At 62.8% G+C, this 18,602-nt stretch carries 16 protein-coding genes; 9 read left to right on the forward strand and 7 right to left on the reverse strand.

Translation table 11 applies throughout. From position 1 onward, the window contains the following. The first annotated feature begins 7 nt into the window (after nucleotides 1-7). The gene (locus JQ641_RS12775) at nucleotides 8-1,510 is read left to right on the forward strand and encodes an HWE histidine kinase domain-containing protein (protein ID WP_211996413.1); all 1,503 of its coding nucleotides are present in this window, start codon (nucleotides 8-10) and stop codon (nucleotides 1,508-1,510) included. Nucleotides 1,511-1,525: 15 nt separating this feature from the next. Here JQ641_RS12775 and JQ641_RS12780 read toward each other — a convergent pair whose 3' ends face one another. Then, nucleotides 1,526-1,927, reverse strand: coding sequence for a response regulator (locus tag JQ641_RS12780; RefSeq protein WP_211996314.1), 402 nt, complete (start codon nucleotides 1,925-1,927; stop codon nucleotides 1,526-1,528). A gap of 366 nt (nucleotides 1,928-2,293) precedes the next feature. Here JQ641_RS12780 and JQ641_RS12785 point away from each other — a divergent pair, with 366 nt between their 5' ends. Continuing rightward, complete coding sequence (locus JQ641_RS12785; protein WP_211996315.1) at nucleotides 2,294-5,074, forward strand: PAS domain S-box protein; 2,781 nt, start codon at nucleotides 2,294-2,296, stop codon at nucleotides 5,072-5,074. 83 nt (nucleotides 5,075-5,157) lie between these two features. Further along, nucleotides 5,158-6,153: a P1 family peptidase gene (locus JQ641_RS12790; protein WP_211996316.1), complete on the forward strand. Its 996-nt coding sequence runs from the start codon at nucleotides 5,158-5,160 to the stop codon at nucleotides 6,151-6,153. 35 nt (nucleotides 6,154-6,188) lie between these two features. Here the strand turns inward: JQ641_RS12790 and JQ641_RS12795 are convergent, their stop codons facing one another. Then, nucleotides 6,189-6,941, reverse strand: a complete 753-nt coding sequence (locus JQ641_RS12795) for an EF-hand domain-containing protein (RefSeq protein WP_211996317.1) — start codon at nucleotides 6,939-6,941, stop codon at nucleotides 6,189-6,191. 258 nt (nucleotides 6,942-7,199) lie between these two features. Between JQ641_RS12795 and rpe the strand changes: the two genes are divergently transcribed. Beyond that, nucleotides 7,200-7,901: a ribulose-phosphate 3-epimerase gene (gene rpe / locus JQ641_RS12800; protein WP_211996318.1), complete on the forward strand. Its 702-nt coding sequence runs from the start codon at nucleotides 7,200-7,202 to the stop codon at nucleotides 7,899-7,901. A gap of 369 nt (nucleotides 7,902-8,270) precedes the next feature. On the opposite strand, the gene JQ641_RS12805 is transcribed toward rpe, so the two are convergent. Beyond that, nucleotides 8,271-8,741 (reverse strand): nuclear transport factor 2 family protein, encoded by a 471-nt coding sequence (locus JQ641_RS12805; protein ID WP_211996319.1) that lies wholly within the window; start codon nucleotides 8,739-8,741, stop codon nucleotides 8,271-8,273. 149 nt (nucleotides 8,742-8,890) lie between these two features. Between JQ641_RS12805 and JQ641_RS12810 the strand changes: the two genes are divergently transcribed. Continuing rightward, the gene (locus JQ641_RS12810) at nucleotides 8,891-9,826 is read left to right on the forward strand and encodes a helix-turn-helix domain-containing protein (RefSeq protein ID WP_249150404.1); all 936 of its coding nucleotides are present in this window, start codon (nucleotides 8,891-8,893) and stop codon (nucleotides 9,824-9,826) included. 363 nt (nucleotides 9,827-10,189) lie between these two features. Here the strand turns inward: JQ641_RS12810 and JQ641_RS12815 are convergent, their stop codons facing one another. Next, complete coding sequence (locus JQ641_RS12815; RefSeq protein WP_192734137.1) at nucleotides 10,190-10,483, reverse strand: antibiotic biosynthesis monooxygenase; 294 nt, start codon at nucleotides 10,481-10,483, stop codon at nucleotides 10,190-10,192. A gap of 123 nt (nucleotides 10,484-10,606) precedes the next feature. Between JQ641_RS12815 and JQ641_RS12820 the strand changes: the two genes are divergently transcribed. Both JQ641_RS12820 and JQ641_RS12825 read left to right on the forward strand, forming a co-directional pair. After that, nucleotides 10,607-11,158, forward strand: a complete 552-nt coding sequence (locus tag JQ641_RS12820; protein WP_211996321.1) for a hypothetical protein — start codon at nucleotides 10,607-10,609, stop codon at nucleotides 11,156-11,158. 1,200 nt (nucleotides 11,159-12,358) lie between these two features. Beyond that, nucleotides 12,359-12,535: a hypothetical protein gene (locus JQ641_RS12825; RefSeq protein ID WP_211996424.1), complete on the forward strand. Its 177-nt coding sequence runs from the start codon at nucleotides 12,359-12,361 to the stop codon at nucleotides 12,533-12,535. On the opposite strand, the gene JQ641_RS12830 is transcribed toward JQ641_RS12825, so the two are convergent. The 3 genes from JQ641_RS12830 to JQ641_RS12840 all read right to left on the reverse strand — a co-directional run bounded on the left by JQ641_RS12830 (nucleotide 12,532) and on the right by JQ641_RS12840 (nucleotide 15,440). Further along, a complete protein-coding gene (locus JQ641_RS12830) occupies nucleotides 12,532-13,980 on the reverse strand; it encodes a bifunctional serine/threonine-protein kinase/universal stress protein (protein WP_211996322.1) in 1,449 nt (482 codons plus the stop codon). The genes JQ641_RS12825 and JQ641_RS12830 overlap by 4 nt on opposite strands. A gap of 1 nt (nucleotide 13,981) precedes the next feature. Then, complete coding sequence (locus JQ641_RS12835; protein WP_211996323.1) at nucleotides 13,982-14,722, reverse strand: metallophosphoesterase family protein; 741 nt, start codon at nucleotides 14,720-14,722, stop codon at nucleotides 13,982-13,984. Between the two features lie 121 nt (nucleotides 14,723-14,843). After that, nucleotides 14,844-15,440 (reverse strand): TetR/AcrR family transcriptional regulator, encoded by a 597-nt coding sequence (locus JQ641_RS12840; RefSeq protein ID WP_211996324.1) that lies wholly within the window; start codon nucleotides 15,438-15,440, stop codon nucleotides 14,844-14,846. A 581-nt stretch (nucleotides 15,441-16,021) separates the two neighbouring features. Between JQ641_RS12840 and purB the strand changes: the two genes are divergently transcribed. Both purB and JQ641_RS12850 read left to right on the forward strand, forming a co-directional pair. Then, nucleotides 16,022-17,329 (forward strand): adenylosuccinate lyase, encoded by a 1,308-nt coding sequence (gene purB, locus JQ641_RS12845; RefSeq protein WP_211996325.1) that lies wholly within the window; start codon nucleotides 16,022-16,024, stop codon nucleotides 17,327-17,329. 41 nt (nucleotides 17,330-17,370) lie between these two features. Further along, a complete protein-coding gene (locus JQ641_RS12850) occupies nucleotides 17,371-18,543 on the forward strand; it encodes a M20 aminoacylase family protein (RefSeq protein ID WP_211996326.1) in 1,173 nt (390 codons plus the stop codon). The last annotated feature ends 59 nt before the right edge of the window (nucleotides 18,544-18,602 follow it).

Consider the following 18,602-nt stretch of genomic DNA (forward strand, 5'->3'; position numbering starts at 1 on the left):
GCAGATGATGGACCAAGAGAAAGTAAACATACTTCTGGTGGACGATCAGCCGGCAAAGCTGCTCGCCTATGAGGTCATTCTGAAGGAGCTGGGAGAGAACCTGGTCTCGGCCGCCTCGGGGCGCGAGGCGCTCGAGTTCCTGCTGAAGAACGACGTCGCCATCATCCTGGTCGACGTTTGCATGCCGGAACTGGACGGTTTCGAGCTCGCCGCGATGATCCGCGAACACCCCCGTTTCCAGAAGACGGCGATGATCTTCATCTCGGCGATCCAGGTCAGCGATCTGGACCGGCTGCGCGGCTACGAGATGGGCGCGGTCGACTACGTTCCGGTGCCGGTGGTGCCTGAAGTGTTGCGCGCCAAGATCAAGGTGTTCGCCGAACTCTATCGCAAGACCCGTCAGCTGGAGCGGCTCAATGTCGAGCTCGAGGACAGGGTTCGCGCCCGCACCGCCGAATTGGAAGAATCCCATGCGCGGCTCTTGGAAAGCGAGCAGCGCCGGAGTCTGGCGATCGCCGCGGGAAAGATGGGGTCGTGGGACTGGGACTGGGTCAATGGCGACTGGATGTGGGACGAGGGCCAGTATCAAATTCTCGGCGTCGATCCCGGCAGCATTGAGCTGACGCCAGCCAATATTCAGGCCCTGATCCATCCCGACGACGTCCCGGAACTGCACGATGCGTGGGCGAGCTTCGCCCGAGGCGAGAAATCATACGAAGCGGAATTTCGCATCATCCGCCCCGATGGCGAAGTGCGCTGGTGCGCGGGAACGGCCGCGGCGAGCACCGACAGGGACGGCCGCGTCATCCGCGTCAGCGGCGTGACGGTCGACATCACCGAACGCAAACAGGCCGAAGAGCGCCAAAACCTGCTCGCCCGCGAAGTCGACCACCGCGCCAAGAACGCGCTGGCGCTGGCGCAGTCGATCGTTCGGCTGACGCGCGGCGAAAACGTCAAGAGCTACATCCGCTCGGTCGAAGGCCGCATCACCGCGCTCGCACGGGTGCACACCGTGCTTTCGCTGTCGAGCTGGCAGGGCGCTGAAATTGGCAAGCTGATCGACGAAGAGCTGGCGCCATATTCGATGGGCGATCAGATCGCATTGCGCGGCGCCGAGGTGCAGCTGCAACCGGCGACCGCGCAGACGGTGGCCTTGGCGCTGCACGAGCTCGTCACCAATTCGGCCAAGTATGGCGCCCTGTCGGCATTGACGGGACGGCTATCGGTGAAGTGGGAGCTCGAGTCGGGCCTTCTCGAACTCGTCTGGATGGAGACCGGCGGGCCTGTGGTCGAAAAGCCGGTATCAAGGGGATTTGGCACACGGAGCGTCATCGCCAGCATTGAGTCGCAACTCGGCGGAAAGGCCGAATTCGATTGGCGCCCCGAAGGTCTCGTTTGCCGGCTCCTGGTCCCGCTGGTGCGCCAGACCGCGCCCGATCCGGTTCCGCCTCGGGAAACCGTGGCTGATAAAGCCGGCAGCCGGCGCGTTGGACAGTCGGCCCGGCCGTGACGGTTGGAAGGCGGATTACCGCGCCGCCGCCCCGGCAACGGCGCCGGCCGATGGCCGCATCGCTTCCCGGGCCGCGTCGATCGCGCGGATCAGGTCGGTCGGACGAAACGGCTTTTGCAGGCAGACCACGTCAGCCAGTTCAGGTGATTTGGACAGGAAGTCGAGCGCCGTCATGCCGGATATCGCGACAACAGGCAGGTCGGGCACCCGTTCGCGCATCGTCGCGATAACATCGGAGCCGTTCGATCCCTGCAGGAAGATATCGACGATCGCGAGGTCGAAATCGGCAGCTTCGAATGCGGTCAATCCCGCTTCGGCGGTGGCGGCCTCGACGATTTCGAATTGGTTGATCCGCAGCACGATCGAGATCATCGTGCGCACGTCGGACTGGTCGTCGATCACAAGGACACGCGGCATGAAGAAAATTCCCGAACGGCCGTGCAGATAGCCTATGATAAAAGTACCCGACGCAGGCGCAATGCCACGTGGAATATTCAGCGTTTGGGTAAAGGGCCGGTTACCCGGGACCTGTCTTTCCGGCCATGAATTGAATGGCTAGTATGTAACCTTGGGTTGATTCCATCCGGACCGACCTCATTGTAGACTTGACGTGCCCATTTCGGCCCATGAGCAGCTCCGCGTCTCCTGCCTGTTGCAGGTCTGTTAGTCCTCCCGATCGATATCCGCCTATCGGCTAGATACCCCCTTCGGTGGATAGGTTAATGTTCGCCCATTTGGTGCTGGCCCGGTGACGCGTTCGATGCCAGTTTGCCAGGGACAACGATGCAGACGGCTGACGAGCGCAACATCTTTCTATCGACCCTGCCGGCAACCAGCCGCGACCGCAGGGCCGCGCTGGCAGTGGTCGGCGTCTCGACGGTTCTGTTCGTCCTCGCCGCAGTTTACGCCAGGGTGCCGCTAGCCCCCGTTCCGGCCTTCATTCCAAGTTATCAATCCGCGCTCGCGATCAACGATCTCATCACCGCGATCCTGCTGTTCTCGCAATTCGCGATCTTGCGCTCGCGGGCGCTGCTGCTGCTCGCGAGCGGATATTTGTTCACCGCGACCGCGGCGATCGTTCACGCCCTGACCTTTCCAGGCGTCTTTGCTCCGACCGGGCTGCTCAATGCCGGCCCGCAGACAACCGCCTGGCTTTACCAGATCTGGCACATCGGATTTCCGGTTGTCATGCTCGGCTATGCGTTCCTGAAAGACAAGGATGGCGGCCCGAAGATCCCGGGATCCGAGGTACGGGCGATCCTGGGCAGCATCATTGCGGTCGCGGCGGCGATATCCTTTGCCGCCTGGTTCGTCACCGCCAGGCATGACCTGCTGCCTGTCATGATCAGCGGCGGACATTTCACCTACACGCTGATCGGTACCCTGTCGGCGGAAGTGCTTCTCAGCTTCGCGGCGCTGCTGATCCTGTGGCACCGGCGACCGCATTCCGTGCTCGACGTCTGGCTGATGGTCGTGATGTGCGCCTGGATGTACGACATCGCACTGTCCGGAATTCTCAACGCGGCCCGCTTCGATCTGGGATTTTACGCCGGCCGGATCTACGGACTTTGTGCCGCCAGCTTCGTCCTCGCGGTGCTCCTGATCGACAATGTCGCCCTGCAGGCCCAGTTGGCCCGGCTGCTCGACAAGCTGCGCCGCCAGGCGGCTTCCGAGCGCAGCCTCCACACCGAGCGCGAACGTCTTTTCAGCGCGGTCGTCGAATCCTCCAACGACGCCATCATCACCAAATCGCTCGACGGCATCATCACCGGCTGGAACCGCGCCGCGGAGCGCCTGTTCGGGTTCGTTTCGATCGAAGCCGTGGGCCGGCACGTCGACCTCATTGTTCCGGCAGACCGCCGCGCCGAGGTTCGCAACATCCTCCAACAGGTCCGCAGTGGCGAGAGGATCGAAGACTTCGAAACGGTGCGCACCCACAAGGACGGGCGAACCGTGGATGTCTTGCTGACCATCGCGCCGATCCGCTCGGCCGCCGGCGAAATTGTCGGCGCATCCAAGATCGCGCGCGACATTACCGATAGCAAGCGAACGCAAAAGGCGCTCAGCCAGGAGATCGAAGAACGGCAACGCATTTTCGAAACCTCGCACGACCTGATCTTCGTCACCGACAGCAGCGGAAATTTCATCCAGGTCAGTCCGAGCGCCAGGATCATCCTCGGTTACGATCCGGCCGAAATGATCGGCCGGAGCGCCATCCATTTCATCCACCCCGAGGATCTCGACAGCACGCGCAACGAGATGCGCGCGGCGCGGCGCGGAAACCAGCTGCGAAATTTCGAGACCCGCTACATGCACAAGGACGGACAGTCCGTCACCTTGAATTGGACCGGCACGTGGTCGGAGCCGGTGAAACGGCATTTCTTCATCGGCCGCGACCTCACCGAGAAGCAGGCGGCGGAAGCCCAGTTGCGGCACATCCAGAAGATGGACGCGATCGGCCAGCTGACCGGCGGCGTCGCGCACGACTTCAACAACATCCTGACCGTGATCACCGGGACCATCGGAATCCTGGAGGAATCGGTTGCCGACAAGCCCGAACTCGTCGCCATTACCAAATTGATCGACGAAGCCGCCGAACGCGGCGCCAACCTGACCAAGCATCTATTGGCCTTTGCCCGCAAGCAGCCGCTGCAGCCCGTTGAAGTCGACGTCAACGGGCTGGTGCTGGAGGCCGCCAAACTGCTGCACCCGACGCTCGGCGAAAACGTCGAGATCACGCCGCTGCTGGCCGAGGATGCATGGACGGCCCTGGTCGATCCGAACCAGCTATCGACGGCGGTGCTCAACCTTGCGCTCAACGCGCGCGACGCCATGCCCAATGGCGGCAAGCTCGCGCTCGAGACCGGCAACATCTATCTCGACGAGAACTACGCCGGCATGCACAGCGAGGTCGTGCCCGGCCATTATGTGATGGTCGCGGTGAGCGATACCGGCACCGGAATCCCCGCAGCGCTGATCGAGCGGGTGTTCGATCCCTTCTTCACCACCAAGGAAGTCGGCAAGGGCACCGGCCTCGGGCTCAGCATGGTGTTCGGTTTCGTCAAACAGTCAGGCGGGCATATCAAGATCTACAGCGAGGAAGGCCACGGCACGTCGGTCAAGATGTACCTGCCGCGTGCCACGGGATTGAACCAGACCGCCGCCGAAGCCGCGATATCAGCCAATGTCGATGGCGGCACCGAGACCGTTCTCGTCGTCGAAGACGATTCGCTGGTGCGCCGTTACGTGGTGACGCAGATCGAAAGCCTCGGCTACACCACGCTCGAGGCGGCCAATGCCAGCGAGGCCCTGCAGATCATCGATACCGCCCCGACGCTGCATTTGCTCTTCACCGACGTCATCATGCCCGGCATGATGAACGGCCGCCAGCTGGTCGATGAGGCGCTGAAACGGCGACCGTCGCTGAAGACCCTGTACACATCGGGCTATACCGAAAACGCCATCGTTCACCACGGCCGTCTCGATTCCGGCGTGCTGCTGCTCGCCAAGCCGTACCGCAAGTCCGAACTCGCCAGGATGTTCAGATTGGCGCTTGGTAGTTGAAGCCTTGTTGACGGCCGATATATCGGCGAGGATGACCAGACATCGATGGCCGCAATCGGCGCGGACTTGAACGGACCGGCATCTTGAAAAACCTTCTCACCGACATTTCCGGCATTCGCGTCGGCCACGCCGAAGACGCTTCCGTCGCATCCGGCGTTACCGCGATCATTTTCGATAGCCCCGCGACCGCGTCGATCGATGTGCGCGGCGGCGGCCCCGGCACCCGCGATGAAGCCCTGCTCCGGCCTGAAGCCACGGTCGAGGCCGTCGACGCGATTACGCTCTCCGGCGGTTCCGCGCTTGGGCTGGATGCCGCGGGCGGCGTGCAGGCCTGGCTCGCCGAACAGGGGCGCGGCCTGCGGATCCGTGAAGCGATTATCCCGATCGTGCCCGGCGCGATCTGCTTCGATCTTCTCAACGGCGGCAACAAGGCCTGGGGACGCTTTCCGCCCTATCGCGATCTCGGCTATGCCGCCGCCTGCGCGGCGGGCACCGATTTCGCGCTCGGCAGCGTCGGGGCCGGCCTTGGCGCCACCACCGCTAATTTCAAGGGCGGTCTTGGTTCGGCCTCCGCGCAAACCGAAGATGGCGTCATGGTGGCGGCGCTTGCGGTGGTCAACGCCGTCGGCAGCGTGACGGTCGGCGACGGGCCGTGGTTCTGGGCGGCGCCGTTCGAAATCGACGGCGAATATGGCGGACGCGGACTGCCGCCGACATTCACAAAGGACATGCTGAAGGCGCGGCTCAAAGGCGCCCCGGAACCGATCTCCGGCGAAAACACCACGCTGGTCGTCGTCGTCACCGATGCGGTGCTGACGAAGGCGCAGGCCAAGCGCCTCGCGATGATCGCGCAGACCGGCATGGCGCGCGCGATCTATCCCGTGCATGCGCCAACCGACGGTGACGTGGTGTTTGCGGCGGCGACCGGGAGGAAGCCGGTCGATCCGCGGCACGGTCTCACCGAGCTCGGGATGGTGGCGGCCAATGTCGTCGCCCGCGCGATTGCGCGCGGCGTCCACAGCGCGACCGCGCTGCCCTTTCTGGGCGCGCTACCGGCGTGGGGGGATCGCTTCGGCTAGGTCGCATTCCGAAGCTTCATCGCCGGGTCTCTTTTTCAGGCGGTGACCGACAGCGATGCCGATGCCGTGGCGGAAGCCGAAATCGCCTGCGCCTGACGCTGGATCATCTTCTCGATGATATTGTACGACGATGTCGCGGCGCTCGAAGCGCTCGCCGATGCGGCCGACGTCATCGTGACCTTGGAACCATCAGCATAGGTCAGCGATGTCGTCACCGAACCATCGCTGTTGGTGACGGACGTACTGGATGCGCCCTGCAGGGCCTGCATCAGGGGATCGGAATTCGATCCGTTCTCGCCGGAACCGCCGGCGCGATGGTGGCGCCCCTTGCCGCCCTTCAGCGCCGATGCCAGTTCGCCGAGGCTGACCGAGCCGTCGCCGTCCTTGTCAAGCTTGCCGAAGACGCTGTCGGCATTATCCAGATTGGTGCCGCCGGCGCCGAGCGCGTCTTCGAATTCCGATTTGGTGATCTTGCCGTCGCCGTTGCCGTCGATTTGCGAGAACAGGCTCTTGAGCGCGTCCGAGCGGCTCGTGGACGCCTGTGACGTCGATTCCGTCGAGGACTGACTTTGCGCAGCCAGCAGCGCGCTCATGGTTGCCGGCGAGATTTGCGAACCGCCGCTACCTCCGGCGCTGCTGCTCGAACCGGTCGAGGCCGAGGCAGTCGCGAAGGAGTCGAACAGGCTTGTCTTGGCAGTTCCGGTGGCTTTTGCGGACGACGACTTCGAGGAAGTCAGCGCCTGGAGGGCATCGATCGCCGATGACGCGGCACCAAGAGCAAGCAACATGACAGAACCCCAACAACGCCGCTCAGCGCGGCCCCTCGTTCATGCCGGTTCCTCAGCAAGCGCCATGCCACGGCGAGAAACCCAACAAATCAGCGGTTTTCCTGATCTTGTCCGGGCCGCCGAGGTGGGAACCTGCCCGGCAATAGCTGCCCGAGACGGCAGATTTTTCCGCCCGACCGGAGTCATTCGCAGCCGCATTGCCCCCGGCCGCCCTGCATGATACGCGGGGAAATCCGTCCCTTGTGCACCGGAGCGCACATGTCCCAGCAATTCGTCTCGCGTCCGCTCGTCATTGCCCCGTCGATCCTCGCTTCGGATTTCTCCAGGCTGGGCGAGGAAGTCCGCGCGGTGGACGCCGCCGGCGCCGACTGGATCCATCTCGACGTGATGGACGGGCACTTCGTGCCGAACATTTCCTACGGCCCCGACGTCATCAAGGCGATGCGCCCGCATACCAAGAAGATCTTCGACGCGCATTTGATGATCGCGCCGTGCGATCCCTATCTCGAAGCCTTCGCCAAGGCGGGCTGCGACCAGATCACCGTCCACGCCGAGGCTGGTCCGCATCTGCACCGCTCGCTGCAGGCGATCCGCGCGCTCGGCAAGAAGGCCGGCGTCTCGCTCAATCCGGGCACGCCTATCAGCGCGATCGAGTATGTGATCGACCTGATCGACCTCGTGCTCGTGATGTCGGTCAATCCCGGTTTCGGCGGCCAGGCCTTCATCCGCTCGGCGCTCGGCAAGGTCCGCGACATCAGGGCGATGACCGCGGGCCGTCCGATCGATATTGAAGTCGACGGCGGCGTCGGTCCTGACGTCGCGGGCGAACTCGCCGCCGCCGGCGCCAACGCACTGGTGGCGGGCTCCGCGGTGTTCAAGGGCGGCACCGTGGAGGCCTACAAGACCAACATATCAGCGATCCGCAATGCGGCGGCATTGGCGCGCGGCGAAGCGATCTAGCACAGTCAGGACGTCGTCGCCGATGCCTTCCGGATGATGTCGTGCACCACACGCACATCGGGAACGGCCTTCATTCTGATAGCCGCATAGCTAACCGCGTCCCCGGCATGGTCGGCTTTGGTTTCGCTAAATTGGAATGTCCCGCTCGCGTCAGAAATAGCGCTTGAATCACGGCCAAACCGATGCCTTCAACCGGCAAAACCGGACAACCGGAACTGCCGAGATTACCCCGTGACCGGACATGCTGCGGACGTGTCAAAATCGACGCGATTGACCCAAAACGGACTTTTTCAGTGCCCCAATAGTCCGTAGGATTAGGTGACCGCAGGCCGGCACACGCTCACCCGCCGAACGACGGAACCAGTGTCTTCAACGACCCGAGATTACGTTGGCGTGACGCACAAACAGCCGCCATGTACCCGCTTCGTTTTTCCAGACATTCGTGAAGCGGCGCTTGATTGGCTGCCCAGCGACCAGACCCGCGCTCGGGGCGTCGCTTACCGGATGAACAGTTTCGAGGCCCATGATGATGACGAAGGCTCCGTCAGCACGGATGAACTCGATCTGGCGCTCGAACTTCGAAAAATTAATAATGCCCGCCCGTACGAACGTGTCTAGGACGGCGCGTTTCCCTACAACCACCTGGTTGTTCGGCGCGTTGACGATGAACTGTTCGGACCACAGTCTCTCCAGGGCGGCACCATCACGATTCAAAGCGGCTGTCCGTTCCTGATCGTCGAGCGAGCGCACAAGTTCTTCGTCCGACTTGTGATCTTGTGCCATGGCGACCGTCCAAAATAGCGGGCTGAGCAGCAGGAAAAGCGCCGTTGCAATTCTCATTTCACAGCTCCCCATTCGGTCAGTTCGTTGCTAGACTAGAGTGGCTTTCGGCAGTATTGCACTTCTGCGGGCAGACTAGCAGCTTCGCGTGTTCGCCGCTCGCCTGTGGACGACCGTCGCTTCGACTGAGAGAGACACCATTGATCTCCATGACGACCGATAGTGTGCTGCCGCGGGAGCGCGCGGACTTCTGGACAGATATTGTCAGCCGCCACGTCACGCCAATGTCCATCGAGCCGGCTGGCGAACAACCCCTGCGCGGCACGGTCCAGGCGCGAATAATCGGAGACCTTGCGGTGGCGCAAGTCTGCGGCCGCGGAGTTCGTGCTACGCACGCACGCGTGCAGATCGCACGCACTAACGGTCACCTGTATGCCGCCTGCGTGCATCTCGACGGCGAAGCTCGGATCAACCGCCGGGGCGAGCAGATTGCACTACAAAAGGGCGACGTCTTCATCACCGACAGCCGGCAAGAGTTCACGCTTGACCTTGAACGGCCGTGGCGGCACTTGCTCATCACTTTGCCGACTCAATGGATCGACGGTCGCGTGACCCGGCCAGACCTGCTTTCAGGCGCAGTATTGCATGGCAATCCGCTTGCCCGCCTTTGGGCGAGTCAACTTGTCAGCGGCTTTATGCTTTCCGGCGACCTTTCGCCGGCTGCCGGGACGCTGTTTGCGCGACATTCGGTCGAGTTATTAGCGCAGTTGCTAGAGGAAGCTCACAGTGACCAGCCTACGCCCTCAGATGCAGTGCGTGCCGCGATCTTCCTGAACGCCTGCCATGTGATCACGCTCAAATTTGGCGACCCAAGCCTGACGCCAGGTCAGATAGCGCAGGAACTGAAGGTATCAACACGCACGCTGACACGGATTTTCGCTGCAAACAACGAGACGGTCATGCAGCGCTTATTCGACGAGCGCAACCGTCAAGCTGCCAAACTCTTAACCATGCCGGGAGCATTTCACCGGTCAATTACTGAAATTGCTTTTGCCTGCGGCTTCAACGACGCCTCGCATTTTGGACGTGTCTTTGCTGCGAAGATGCATATGACGCCTTCTCAATGGCGACGACGAAAACATTGAGATCCTACCCATCTCAGATTGGCTTGGCTCACTGCGGGCCACCGCGCAGTTCGTTGAGAAACCGGATCGAGTGAATCGAAATTTTCGCCGCATGCGACATGTCCGCTCCTGGCACTTTTCGGACATGGAGCGATGTCCGACTTGAGTCCGTTGTGCGCACCAAAGCGGACTCCACCGACGACTACAGATTTACGGGTTCACGCCCTGGCGAGCGACGCCGTTTCTGCTTGCTGCCAATTCGTCGGGTGGGCAAAGGCGCGCTAGCGCCGTGCCCACCATCTTCGTTTCGGTAGGCACGCGGAGGCTGCCGTCAGGGGCGCATTCGCGCGACCCGTTGGCTTTGCCCACCCTACGATTCCTCAACTAAGCCAGCGTATGAACAATCACCGGTCCGGCAACTGCCGTCGCAGGCCCCGTGAGCAAAGGCGTCAGGTTCTGCTCGATCCAGGCGATCCCGCGCCGGTTCGACTCCTCGGCGCCTGCGTAATTGTTGAAGATGCTGATCGCCGTCACGGTGTCGTCGGGCGCATAGACCACGTAGTAGGCCATGAAGCCTTCGACATCACTGATGATCGGGATGGCGCCTTCCTTGATCCTGCGTGCCAGTTCTTCGGCCATGCCGGTCTTTGCCTTGCCCTGACGAATGGCGGCATACATGGGAAACCCTCCTTCACCGGTAGCAGAAGCCCACGCCGCACATTACGCCATCCCCGGCAATCGCGCCATCCAACGTTGCGGCCCGAACCATTCTTGCACCGCAAGCGACCAACGGGCATGAGCATGGATGAAATTCGATCGACGCTGTTTTCCGCGAAGCTGCAGCGGCTGCTGGCCGAGGCACTGCAACGCGGCGAACGCGTGCTCTGGCAGGGCCAGCCCGACGCTGTCGCCGACATGATGATGTGGCGGTTTCTGTGGTGGATCGGATTCCCGTGGCTGACGCTCGCCGCCGTCGCGACCGCCAAAGGCTGGATCGATCAATCGGCGATGTTCTTTCTGCTGTCCGGCGTCATGATGATCGCGGCGCCCCTGGTGATGCTGCTGTACGATTGGCAGACGCTATGCGTGATCACCAATCGCCGCGCGCTGATCTTGCGCACGGCCTGGGGCAGGCCGACCGCCAAGGGCACCTCGTTCAAGGACATGGACGCGACATTCGAAATCCTCGACATTGGCCGCGGCGCAGGCCACCTGAATTTCGCGTCCGGTGTTTCGACCCGGTCGCCCGATGCCGACTACACCGGCCGCTACGGGTTTCGTTGCATTCGAAATCCCTCCGCTGTGCGCGACATTCTCGAGCGCGCACGTGCCGGGAACACGCAGAGTGGCTAGTTGGGTTCGGCCAATGCTCCGCTCGCGGCTGATGGAACCCGAAGCGTCATCGTCTTGACCATGAAGCTTCATCGTCTGGCCACGAAGCTTCATGGTCTGGCCATAAAGCCGGAACACCGTCGATCCCTGACATTCGACGGAACCAGCCATGACCAAAGCCCTCACCGCAGCCGCCATGATCCTGCTGCTTGCGCCCTCCGTAGCCTTTGCGCAGCATCGGGCTGGCGACGCCGCATTGGGTGCAGTGTCGGGCGCTGTGGTGTTGGGGCCGATTGGCGCGGTCGCAGGCGCCTTCATCGGCTACTCGGCGGGACCGTCGATCGCACGGTCCATGGGCATTGATCGATCCGGATCGCAGCGTCCGCGCCGGCAAGCCTCGAAAGAGCGCGTGCGCGGCGCGCGAGCGGAAGTTGTTCGCGAAACCAGGCCCGTCGCCGCTCGCGCCGAAAGAGATGCGCGTGTCGCGACGACCCGAAACGAAGCCAGTAATGCAGTGCCGAGCGCGAGGCCATCGGCGCCTGCAGCGACGACAGCAGCGCCTGCGGCAACGTCAACACCGCCTGTGCAGACACTCGAGTGAGTCCGGCGTAGCTGACGTCGACAATCCGCTGGCTCGCGAATAATGCCGTCGCGCAGGTTACGCGCCGCACCTGCAGCAATTCATATTGCGCCGCCGCATGCACAAACTTCGTGCGGCCTACCGTAGAAGTCCGGTCTTCACGGATTCAAGCAAATCACGCACAACGCGTTTCCGAATTTCGCGGAGTGCGGCATCATGACGATGATATTGGTCTGGACCGGCGTGGCGTTGTGGTTGGCCCTGAATGCAGCCGTCACTGTTTGCCTGGTAGCGGCAGAGCCCGGCACAAAGCGGCGCACAAACAATCGCGCTCCCCGCTGGATGTGAACCATGGGCGCGGTCGCCAGGCGACTGGTGAGGCGCTAGCGCCTGATCGCGCGCCGCCCGCGGCCCGATCTCGAATTCTTCTTCAGCCGGTATGAGCGGCGCCGGCCGGCGATGGACCGGCTCGATAGCGGTTCCAGGTCCGATCTTTACGAATTGGAAAGCCGGACGCGGTTACAGGATCGCCGCTAGACACCGTTCCCCCCAAGTCGAAGCCTGTCGCATTTTTTTGCGCCGTGCGTGGGAACTGTTCGCTTAGCCTGAGAATATTACAGCCAAAGAATTTCGAGAGAGCCATGAATCCGCTTTGCCCAAGCTGTCTGAACGAGATGTCGAAGACGGCGTCGTCGCGCAACATGTTCCGTTGCGAACCCTGCCGCGAAATCATCCAGTTCTTCGACGTCTGGCAGGACCGCGACACCAAGCCGCCACGCGACGAGAAGCGCCCGATCGATCGGGCTCGCGCCGCCTAGCTCGCCTCGATCGCCTTCGGCGTGCTGCTGCTCTTATTTTCCGCCACGGCCGAGCGCGGCGGCCGCACCACGGTCACCGTGCAGGCCGCCTCGGCGGCGACCTTGGCCGAGACGCTGCCCAGAAACGTGCGCATCATCGAATTCTGGCGCGCGCCGATCACGATATGGTCGACCTGATTGACCGCGGTGAATTCCAGGATCGCGGATGCCGGATCGATCGCTTCCAGCACATGCACCGTGAGCCGGCTCTCGTCGAGTTTTAACGGCGAAGCCCAGTGCCGCAGCGCGACCAGCCGGTCGATGTGCTTGTTGTTGCCCTGCTCGTCGAGCGTCCGGTCGATGGTGATGCGGCCGAGTTTTAGCACGTTAATGCAGGCGAGCCGCGCCGATGGCAGCGTCGCCAACAACTGCTCGGCGGTCGCGCGCAGGCATTCATTGAGCGGTCCCGAACCTTCTTCGGTATCGATGGCGACGGCCACGATCGGCCCCGACGCCAGTTGCGCTGCCACATCCGATTTGGGTTTCGGCAGCGTCAGCCCGCGATTGAAGCGGCGGCGCCACACCGTCGTGAGCGGATCGCGCTGGAGGCGTTCCGACCGCGCAGTGAGCTTGGCTTGATCCGGATGCGCCAGTTCGAACGCCAGTTGCGAGGCCGTCGGATGACGCCAGACCGGTTCGATTTCCAGGCAACGCAGCACGATTTCCTGCAGCCAAAGCGGATAGTCGGGCTTGAGCTTTCGCGGCGGATAGGGATCGCGCCACAGCCGCCGCTTCATGCCGCGCAAGGTTTCGCTTTCGCCGAACGGCCGCACGCCCGTCGTGAAGAAATACAAGAGCACGCCGAGTGAAAACAAATCGCTGCGCGGATCGTCGCGCACGCCGAGCAAACGCTCCGGCGCCATGTAGGGCGCGGTGCCGTAGGGCAGACGAAATTCTTCCTGCAAGAGATCAGGCAATTGATTGTGATGCGACAGTCCGAAATCGATCAGCACGGCCTCGCCGCTGCCACGAAACATGATGCTGCTCGGCTTGATGTCGTGATGGATGACGTTCTGCCGGTGCAGGTCGGCGAGCGCGGTCGCGATCTTGCCGGCGATCACCCTCGCCTCTTCATACGGAATCGGCAGGTCGCCGAGCCGGTCATACAGCGTTTTGCCGGGGATGCGCTCGATCACCACATAAGGCTGCCGGTCGAAATCGCCGGAGCCGAAGCAAAGCGGCACGTGCGGTCCGGCGAGCCGCGGCACGATCATCTGCTCCATCTCGAAAGAGACGATCGCCGCCGGATCCTCGCCCTCGGAAATCCGCGGGATCTTCATCAGCAGCGGCACAGTGATGCCGGGATGAGTCACGCTCCATAGCGTCGCCATGCCGCCTTGATGGACGCGCTCGCCGATCGCAAAACCGTCGAGCTCCGCGCCCGGCTCAATCAAAGGCTTCGCCATCTCACCGCCCCTCGAGCAGGCGATCGGCCAGCCAGCGTGGCAGGCCGTTGGCGCGAATGCGGTCCGCCGCGGTCTCGACGTCATACGGCACGCGGCAATAGGTGATTTCGCGCGACGCGGTATCGAGCATCGCAAACGCCGCCGCCGGATTGCCGTCACGCGGCTGTCCGACCGAACCGATCACGGCCAGCCAGCGCCGGCCGCCAAGCAGCTGCACCGGGACATCAGAGGTCGGCACGAAGCTCGTCATCTTCGCCGCCGATGACATCGAATAGAGCGCGGGCTGATGGATATGCCCGCAGAAGGTAAATTGAGCATCGGTGGCCTCGATACTGCGGGCAGCTCCCGTCGTGCCATCGACGTAGCGCCATCGCGCCGGATGACTTGCTTCGGAATGCACGTAGAGGCGATCGTCCTCCTGCTGCGTCAGCGGCAATTCGGCGAGGAACCGCCGCTGCGGCGCGCTCAGCCGGCTGCGCGTCCATTCGATCGCGGCCTGGGCCGCGGCATTCATGCTCTCGGACGGCGTGCCGATGGCGTTGTCGTGGTTGCCGCGCACGGCGATGGCGCCGTCATGGACGAGATCCATCACGGTCTCGACCGCCCATTCGGGGTCGGCGCCATAGCCGACGATGTCGCCGAGGCAGATGATCCGCTCGGCGCCGCGCGCGCGCGCCGCCGCAAGACAGGCGCTGAACGCCTGCCGGTTGGCATGGATATCCGCAAACACCGCAAGACGCACGTCTTCCTCCGCGTCCATAGTCGCGCCGCTGCCGGCACGTGGCTTGATGGATATCAAACACCGGGAGGCATGCGGCCCGCAATGATGCGGAAGGCTGGGATATGCAGGGGCCCGCCGCTGATCAGCGCTTCCTTGGCGCTTCCAGGCCCTTGAGCAGCAGCGCCAGCAGCGCGTCGATGCGGGCCGGCGTCTCCGGATCGCGCCATTCGTCGGCATGCGCGGGATGATGGTAGCGCGTGGTGGCGTCGAACAACGCACGCGCCGTCACCTTGACGTCGGCGATCTGGAAGACGCCCTGCTTGACGCCTTCGGACATGATATCCGTGACCTGGCCGATCAGGCGCTCCCGGTGCGCCTGCACCGCCTCGCAGGCCTCGCGGGCCAGCGTCAGGTAGGTCTGGAACATCTCGGGATCTTCGGAAACCTTCTTGTATTTGATCTCGAACATCGTGCGCAGCCACTTCTCGAGCCTGGCAGGCGCCGGTCCGGAGGATTCCGCGATCTTCTGCAGCGGTGCGTTGGCGCGGTCGAGCCAGCGTTTGGCAACCGCCTGGCGCAGTGACGCCTTGCTGGGGAAATGCCGGTAGACGCTGCCGTGGCTGACATCCAGCGCACGGGCAACGTCCACCACCGTGGCCTTGGCCAACCCGTAGCGGCGCAATACGTCCTCGGTAACCTCCAAAATTCGCTCAGGGGTCAAAACCACAACTTCGTTCATGCGCGCACCTGCGGAATGATGGAATGGGTGGTCATTTGGTAATCCCTGGAGCCTTGCAAGGTTCAGCTTTTCAGCGGTCCCAAACGGGTCGCCTGGGCTTCCAGATGGCGGGCCACCTGGGCGTTCAGCCAGCGGCTGATTTGTGTCGTCAGATTAATGATTTCGATTGTCATGGCTTAAGTCCTCTCAAGTACCCGGGCTCAGTGCCAGCGAGCCCGGATGACGCCCCTATCCGTGGCGTCGAAGAAGGATATAGCATGTCTCGCTGACAGATTTCAATATCTGTCATTCAGTTTTTCGTGATTGAGGCGCTGAGCTGGTCGCCCCTACTGAGAGGCTGACTCAAGAGATCGATGGAATGAGCGCCTTGCACCGAACGTCGTCATGCCCGGGCTCGTCCCGGGCATCCACGTCTTAAGCTGTAGCTGCCAGAAAAGACGTGGATGGCCGGGACAAGCCCGGCCATGACGAAAAAGGGAGTCTTTTTCAGGCAGTTAGGAAGGGCCGAAATACTGCTTCGTTGTCTCACTCGGGCAGCCCTGCTAAAGCACGGCGTAAAAAACAATTCGCCGGAGTCGTCGATGATCCCCCGCTACACCCGCCCGGAAATGGCCTCCATCTGGGAGCCGCAGACCCGCTTCAAGATCTGGTTCGAGATCGAGGCGCATGCGGCCGATGCGCAGGCGGAACTCGGCGTCATCCCGAAGGAAGCCGCCAAAACCGTCTGGGCCAAGGCGCGTAACGTCACCTTCGACATCGCCCGTATCGACGAGATCGAACGCGAGACCAAGCACGACGTCCTCGCCTTCACGACCCATCTGGCCGAGATCGTCGGCCCCGAGGCGCGCTTCATTCACCAGGGCATGACCTCCTCCGACGTGCTCGACACCTGCTTCAACGTCCAGCTCACCCGCGCCGCCGATCTTTTGCTCGCCGATATCGACAAGGTTCTGGCGGCGCTGAAGAAGCGCGCCTTCGAACACAAGATGACGCCGACCATCGGCCGCTCCCACGGCATCCATGCCGAGCCCGTGACGTTCGGCCTCAAGCTCGCTTACGCCTATGCGGAATTTTCCCGTGCCCGCGAACGCCTGGTCGCCGCCCGCAAGGAAGTCTCGACCTGCGCGATCTCGGGCGCCGTCGGCACCTTTGCGCAGATCGATCCGCGCGTCGAAGAACATGTCGCCAAGGCGATGGGACTGACGCCGGAGCCGATCTCGACGCAGGTGATCCCGCGCGACCGCCACGCGATGTATTTTGCAACGCTCGGGGTCATCGCCTCCTCGGTCGAGCGTCTCGCCACCGAGATCCGCCACCTGCAGCGCACCGAAGTACTGGAAGCCGAAGAGTTCTTCTCCGAGGGCCAGAAGGGTTCTTCGGCGATGCCGCACAAGCGCAACCCGGTGCTGTCGGAAAACCTCACCGGCCTGTCGCGCATGGTGCGCGCCTATGCGATGCCGGCGATGGAGAACATCGTGCTCTGGCACGAGCGCGACATCTCGCACTCGTCCGCCGAACGCATGATCGGGCCCGATGCCACCGTGACGCTCGATTTCGCGCTGATGCGCCTCGCCGGCCTGGTCGAGAAGCTCTTGATCTACCCCGAGAACATGCAGAAGAACCTCGACCGCCTCGGCGGCCTCGTGCATTCGCAGCGGATATTGATGGCGCTGACGCAAAAGGGCGCCAGCCGCGAGGACGCCTACAAATACGTACAGCGCAACGCCATGCCGGTATGGCGCGGCGAAGGCGATTTCCTGACGTTGCTGAAAAAAGACCCCGACGTGAAGAAGCACCTGAGCGACGCCGAAATCGAGGAACGCTTCGACCTCGGCTATCACTTCAAGCACGTCGACACGATCTTCAGGCGCGTGTTCGGGGCAGCGTAGAATTACAGTCGCAAACGAACAACACAAGAAACGGATCTCCCATGCCCATCGTCAACCGCATCGCCGCCTTGTCAGATGAAATGGCCGCCTGGCGCCATGACTTCCACGAGAATCCGGAATTGCTCTACGAAGTCCACCGTACCGCCGGCATCGTAGCCGACCGCTTGCGCGAATTCGGCTGCGACGAGGTGGTGACGGGCATCGGCCGCACGGGCGTCGTCGGCGTGATCCGCGGCCGCAAGAGCACGTCCGGCAAGACCATCGGCCTGCGCGCCGACATGGATGCGCTGCCGATCGAGGAGACTTCGGGTGTTCCCTACGCCTCCAAGATTCCCGGCAAGATGCACGCCTGCGGCCATGACGGGCACACCGCGATGCTGCTTGGCGCGGCCAAATATCTCGCCGAGACGCGCAATTTCGACGGTACGGCTGTCGTCATCTTCCAGCCGGCCGAAGAAGGCGGCGCCGGCGGCAAGGCGATGGTCGACGATGGATTGATGACCCGCTGGGGCATTCAGGAGGTCTATGGCCTGCACAACATGCCGGGCTTGCCCGAAGGGCACTTCCACACCACGCCGGGCGCAATGCTCGCTTCAGCGGATAAAATCGAGATCACGGTCCACGGCAAGGGCGGCCATGCGGGCTCCGGTCCGCACAACGCGGTCGACAGCGTGTTGGTCGGCTCGCAGATCGTCAACGCGTTGCAGTCGATCGTATCGCGCAACGTCGATCCGCTCAAATCGGCCGTTATCTCGATCACCATGTTCCAGGCCGGCACCGCCTTCAACATCATTCCGGAGACCGCCAAACTCGGTGGAACGGTGCGCACGCTCGATCCTGCAATCCGCGATCTCGTCGAGCGCCGCATCGGCGAGGTTGCCGACAGCGTGGCGCGGGCTTACGGCGGATCGGCCGAAGTCAAATACACACGTTCGTATCCGGTGACGGTGAATCACGCGCGAGAGGCCGGCATCGCCGCAGAAGTGGCCCGCGATGTCGTCGGCGCCGACCGCGTCAACGAGCGCGCGTTGCCACTGATGGGTTCGGAAGATTTCGCATTCATGCTGGAAGCGCGCCCCGGCGCTTTCATCTTTCTCGGCATGGGCGACGGCAATGAATGCCACCACCCCGGCTACACGTTCAACGACAATATCCTCGGCCACGGCGCATCGTACTGGGTGCGGTTGATCGAGAAGTCGATGCCGGCGGGTTGACGACGCGCGCCACGGCGTTCGGCATCTCGGCGCAGCTTTCGATCCGATCTTCAGGCGCG

Source organism: Bradyrhizobium sp. JYMT SZCCT0180, from assembly GCF_018130165.1.
Lineage (GTDB): Bacteria > Pseudomonadota > Alphaproteobacteria > Rhizobiales > Xanthobacteraceae > Bradyrhizobium.

Bases quoted from the DNA above. Each gene is read 5' to 3' on its own strand.
- JQ641_RS12775 (WP_211996413.1), top strand. From the start codon at position 8: ATGGACCAAGAGAAAGTAAACATACTTCTGGTGGACGATCAGCCGGCA.
- JQ641_RS12780 (WP_211996314.1), bottom strand. From the start codon at position 1,927: ATGCCGCGTGTCCTTGTGATCGACGACCAGTCCGACGTGCGCACGATG.
- JQ641_RS12785 (WP_211996315.1), top strand. From the start codon at position 2,294: ATGCAGACGGCTGACGAGCGCAACATCTTTCTATCGACCCTGCCGGCA.
- JQ641_RS12795 (WP_211996317.1), bottom strand. From the start codon at position 6,941: ATGTTGCTTGCTCTTGGTGCCGCGTCATCGGCGATCGATGCCCTCCAG.
- rpe (WP_211996318.1), top strand. From the start codon at position 7,200: ATGTCCCAGCAATTCGTCTCGCGTCCGCTCGTCATTGCCCCGTCGATC.
- JQ641_RS12805 (WP_211996319.1), bottom strand. From the start codon at position 8,741: ATGAGAATTGCAACGGCGCTTTTCCTGCTGCTCAGCCCGCTATTTTGG.
- JQ641_RS12810 (WP_249150404.1), top strand. From the start codon at position 8,891: ATGACGACCGATAGTGTGCTGCCGCGGGAGCGCGCGGACTTCTGGACA.
- JQ641_RS12815 (WP_192734137.1), bottom strand. From the start codon at position 10,483: ATGTATGCCGCCATTCGTCAGGGCAAGGCAAAGACCGGCATGGCCGAA.
- JQ641_RS12820 (WP_211996321.1), top strand. From the start codon at position 10,607: ATGGATGAAATTCGATCGACGCTGTTTTCCGCGAAGCTGCAGCGGCTG.
- JQ641_RS12825 (WP_211996424.1), top strand. From the start codon at position 12,359: ATGAATCCGCTTTGCCCAAGCTGTCTGAACGAGATGTCGAAGACGGCG.
- JQ641_RS12830 (WP_211996322.1), bottom strand. From the start codon at position 13,980: ATGGCGAAGCCTTTGATTGAGCCGGGCGCGGAGCTCGACGGTTTTGCG.
- JQ641_RS12840 (WP_211996324.1), bottom strand. From the start codon at position 15,440: ATGAACGAAGTTGTGGTTTTGACCCCTGAGCGAATTTTGGAGGTTACC.
- purB (WP_211996325.1), top strand. From the start codon at position 16,022: ATGATCCCCCGCTACACCCGCCCGGAAATGGCCTCCATCTGGGAGCCG.
- JQ641_RS12850 (WP_211996326.1), top strand. From the start codon at position 17,371: ATGCCCATCGTCAACCGCATCGCCGCCTTGTCAGATGAAATGGCCGCC.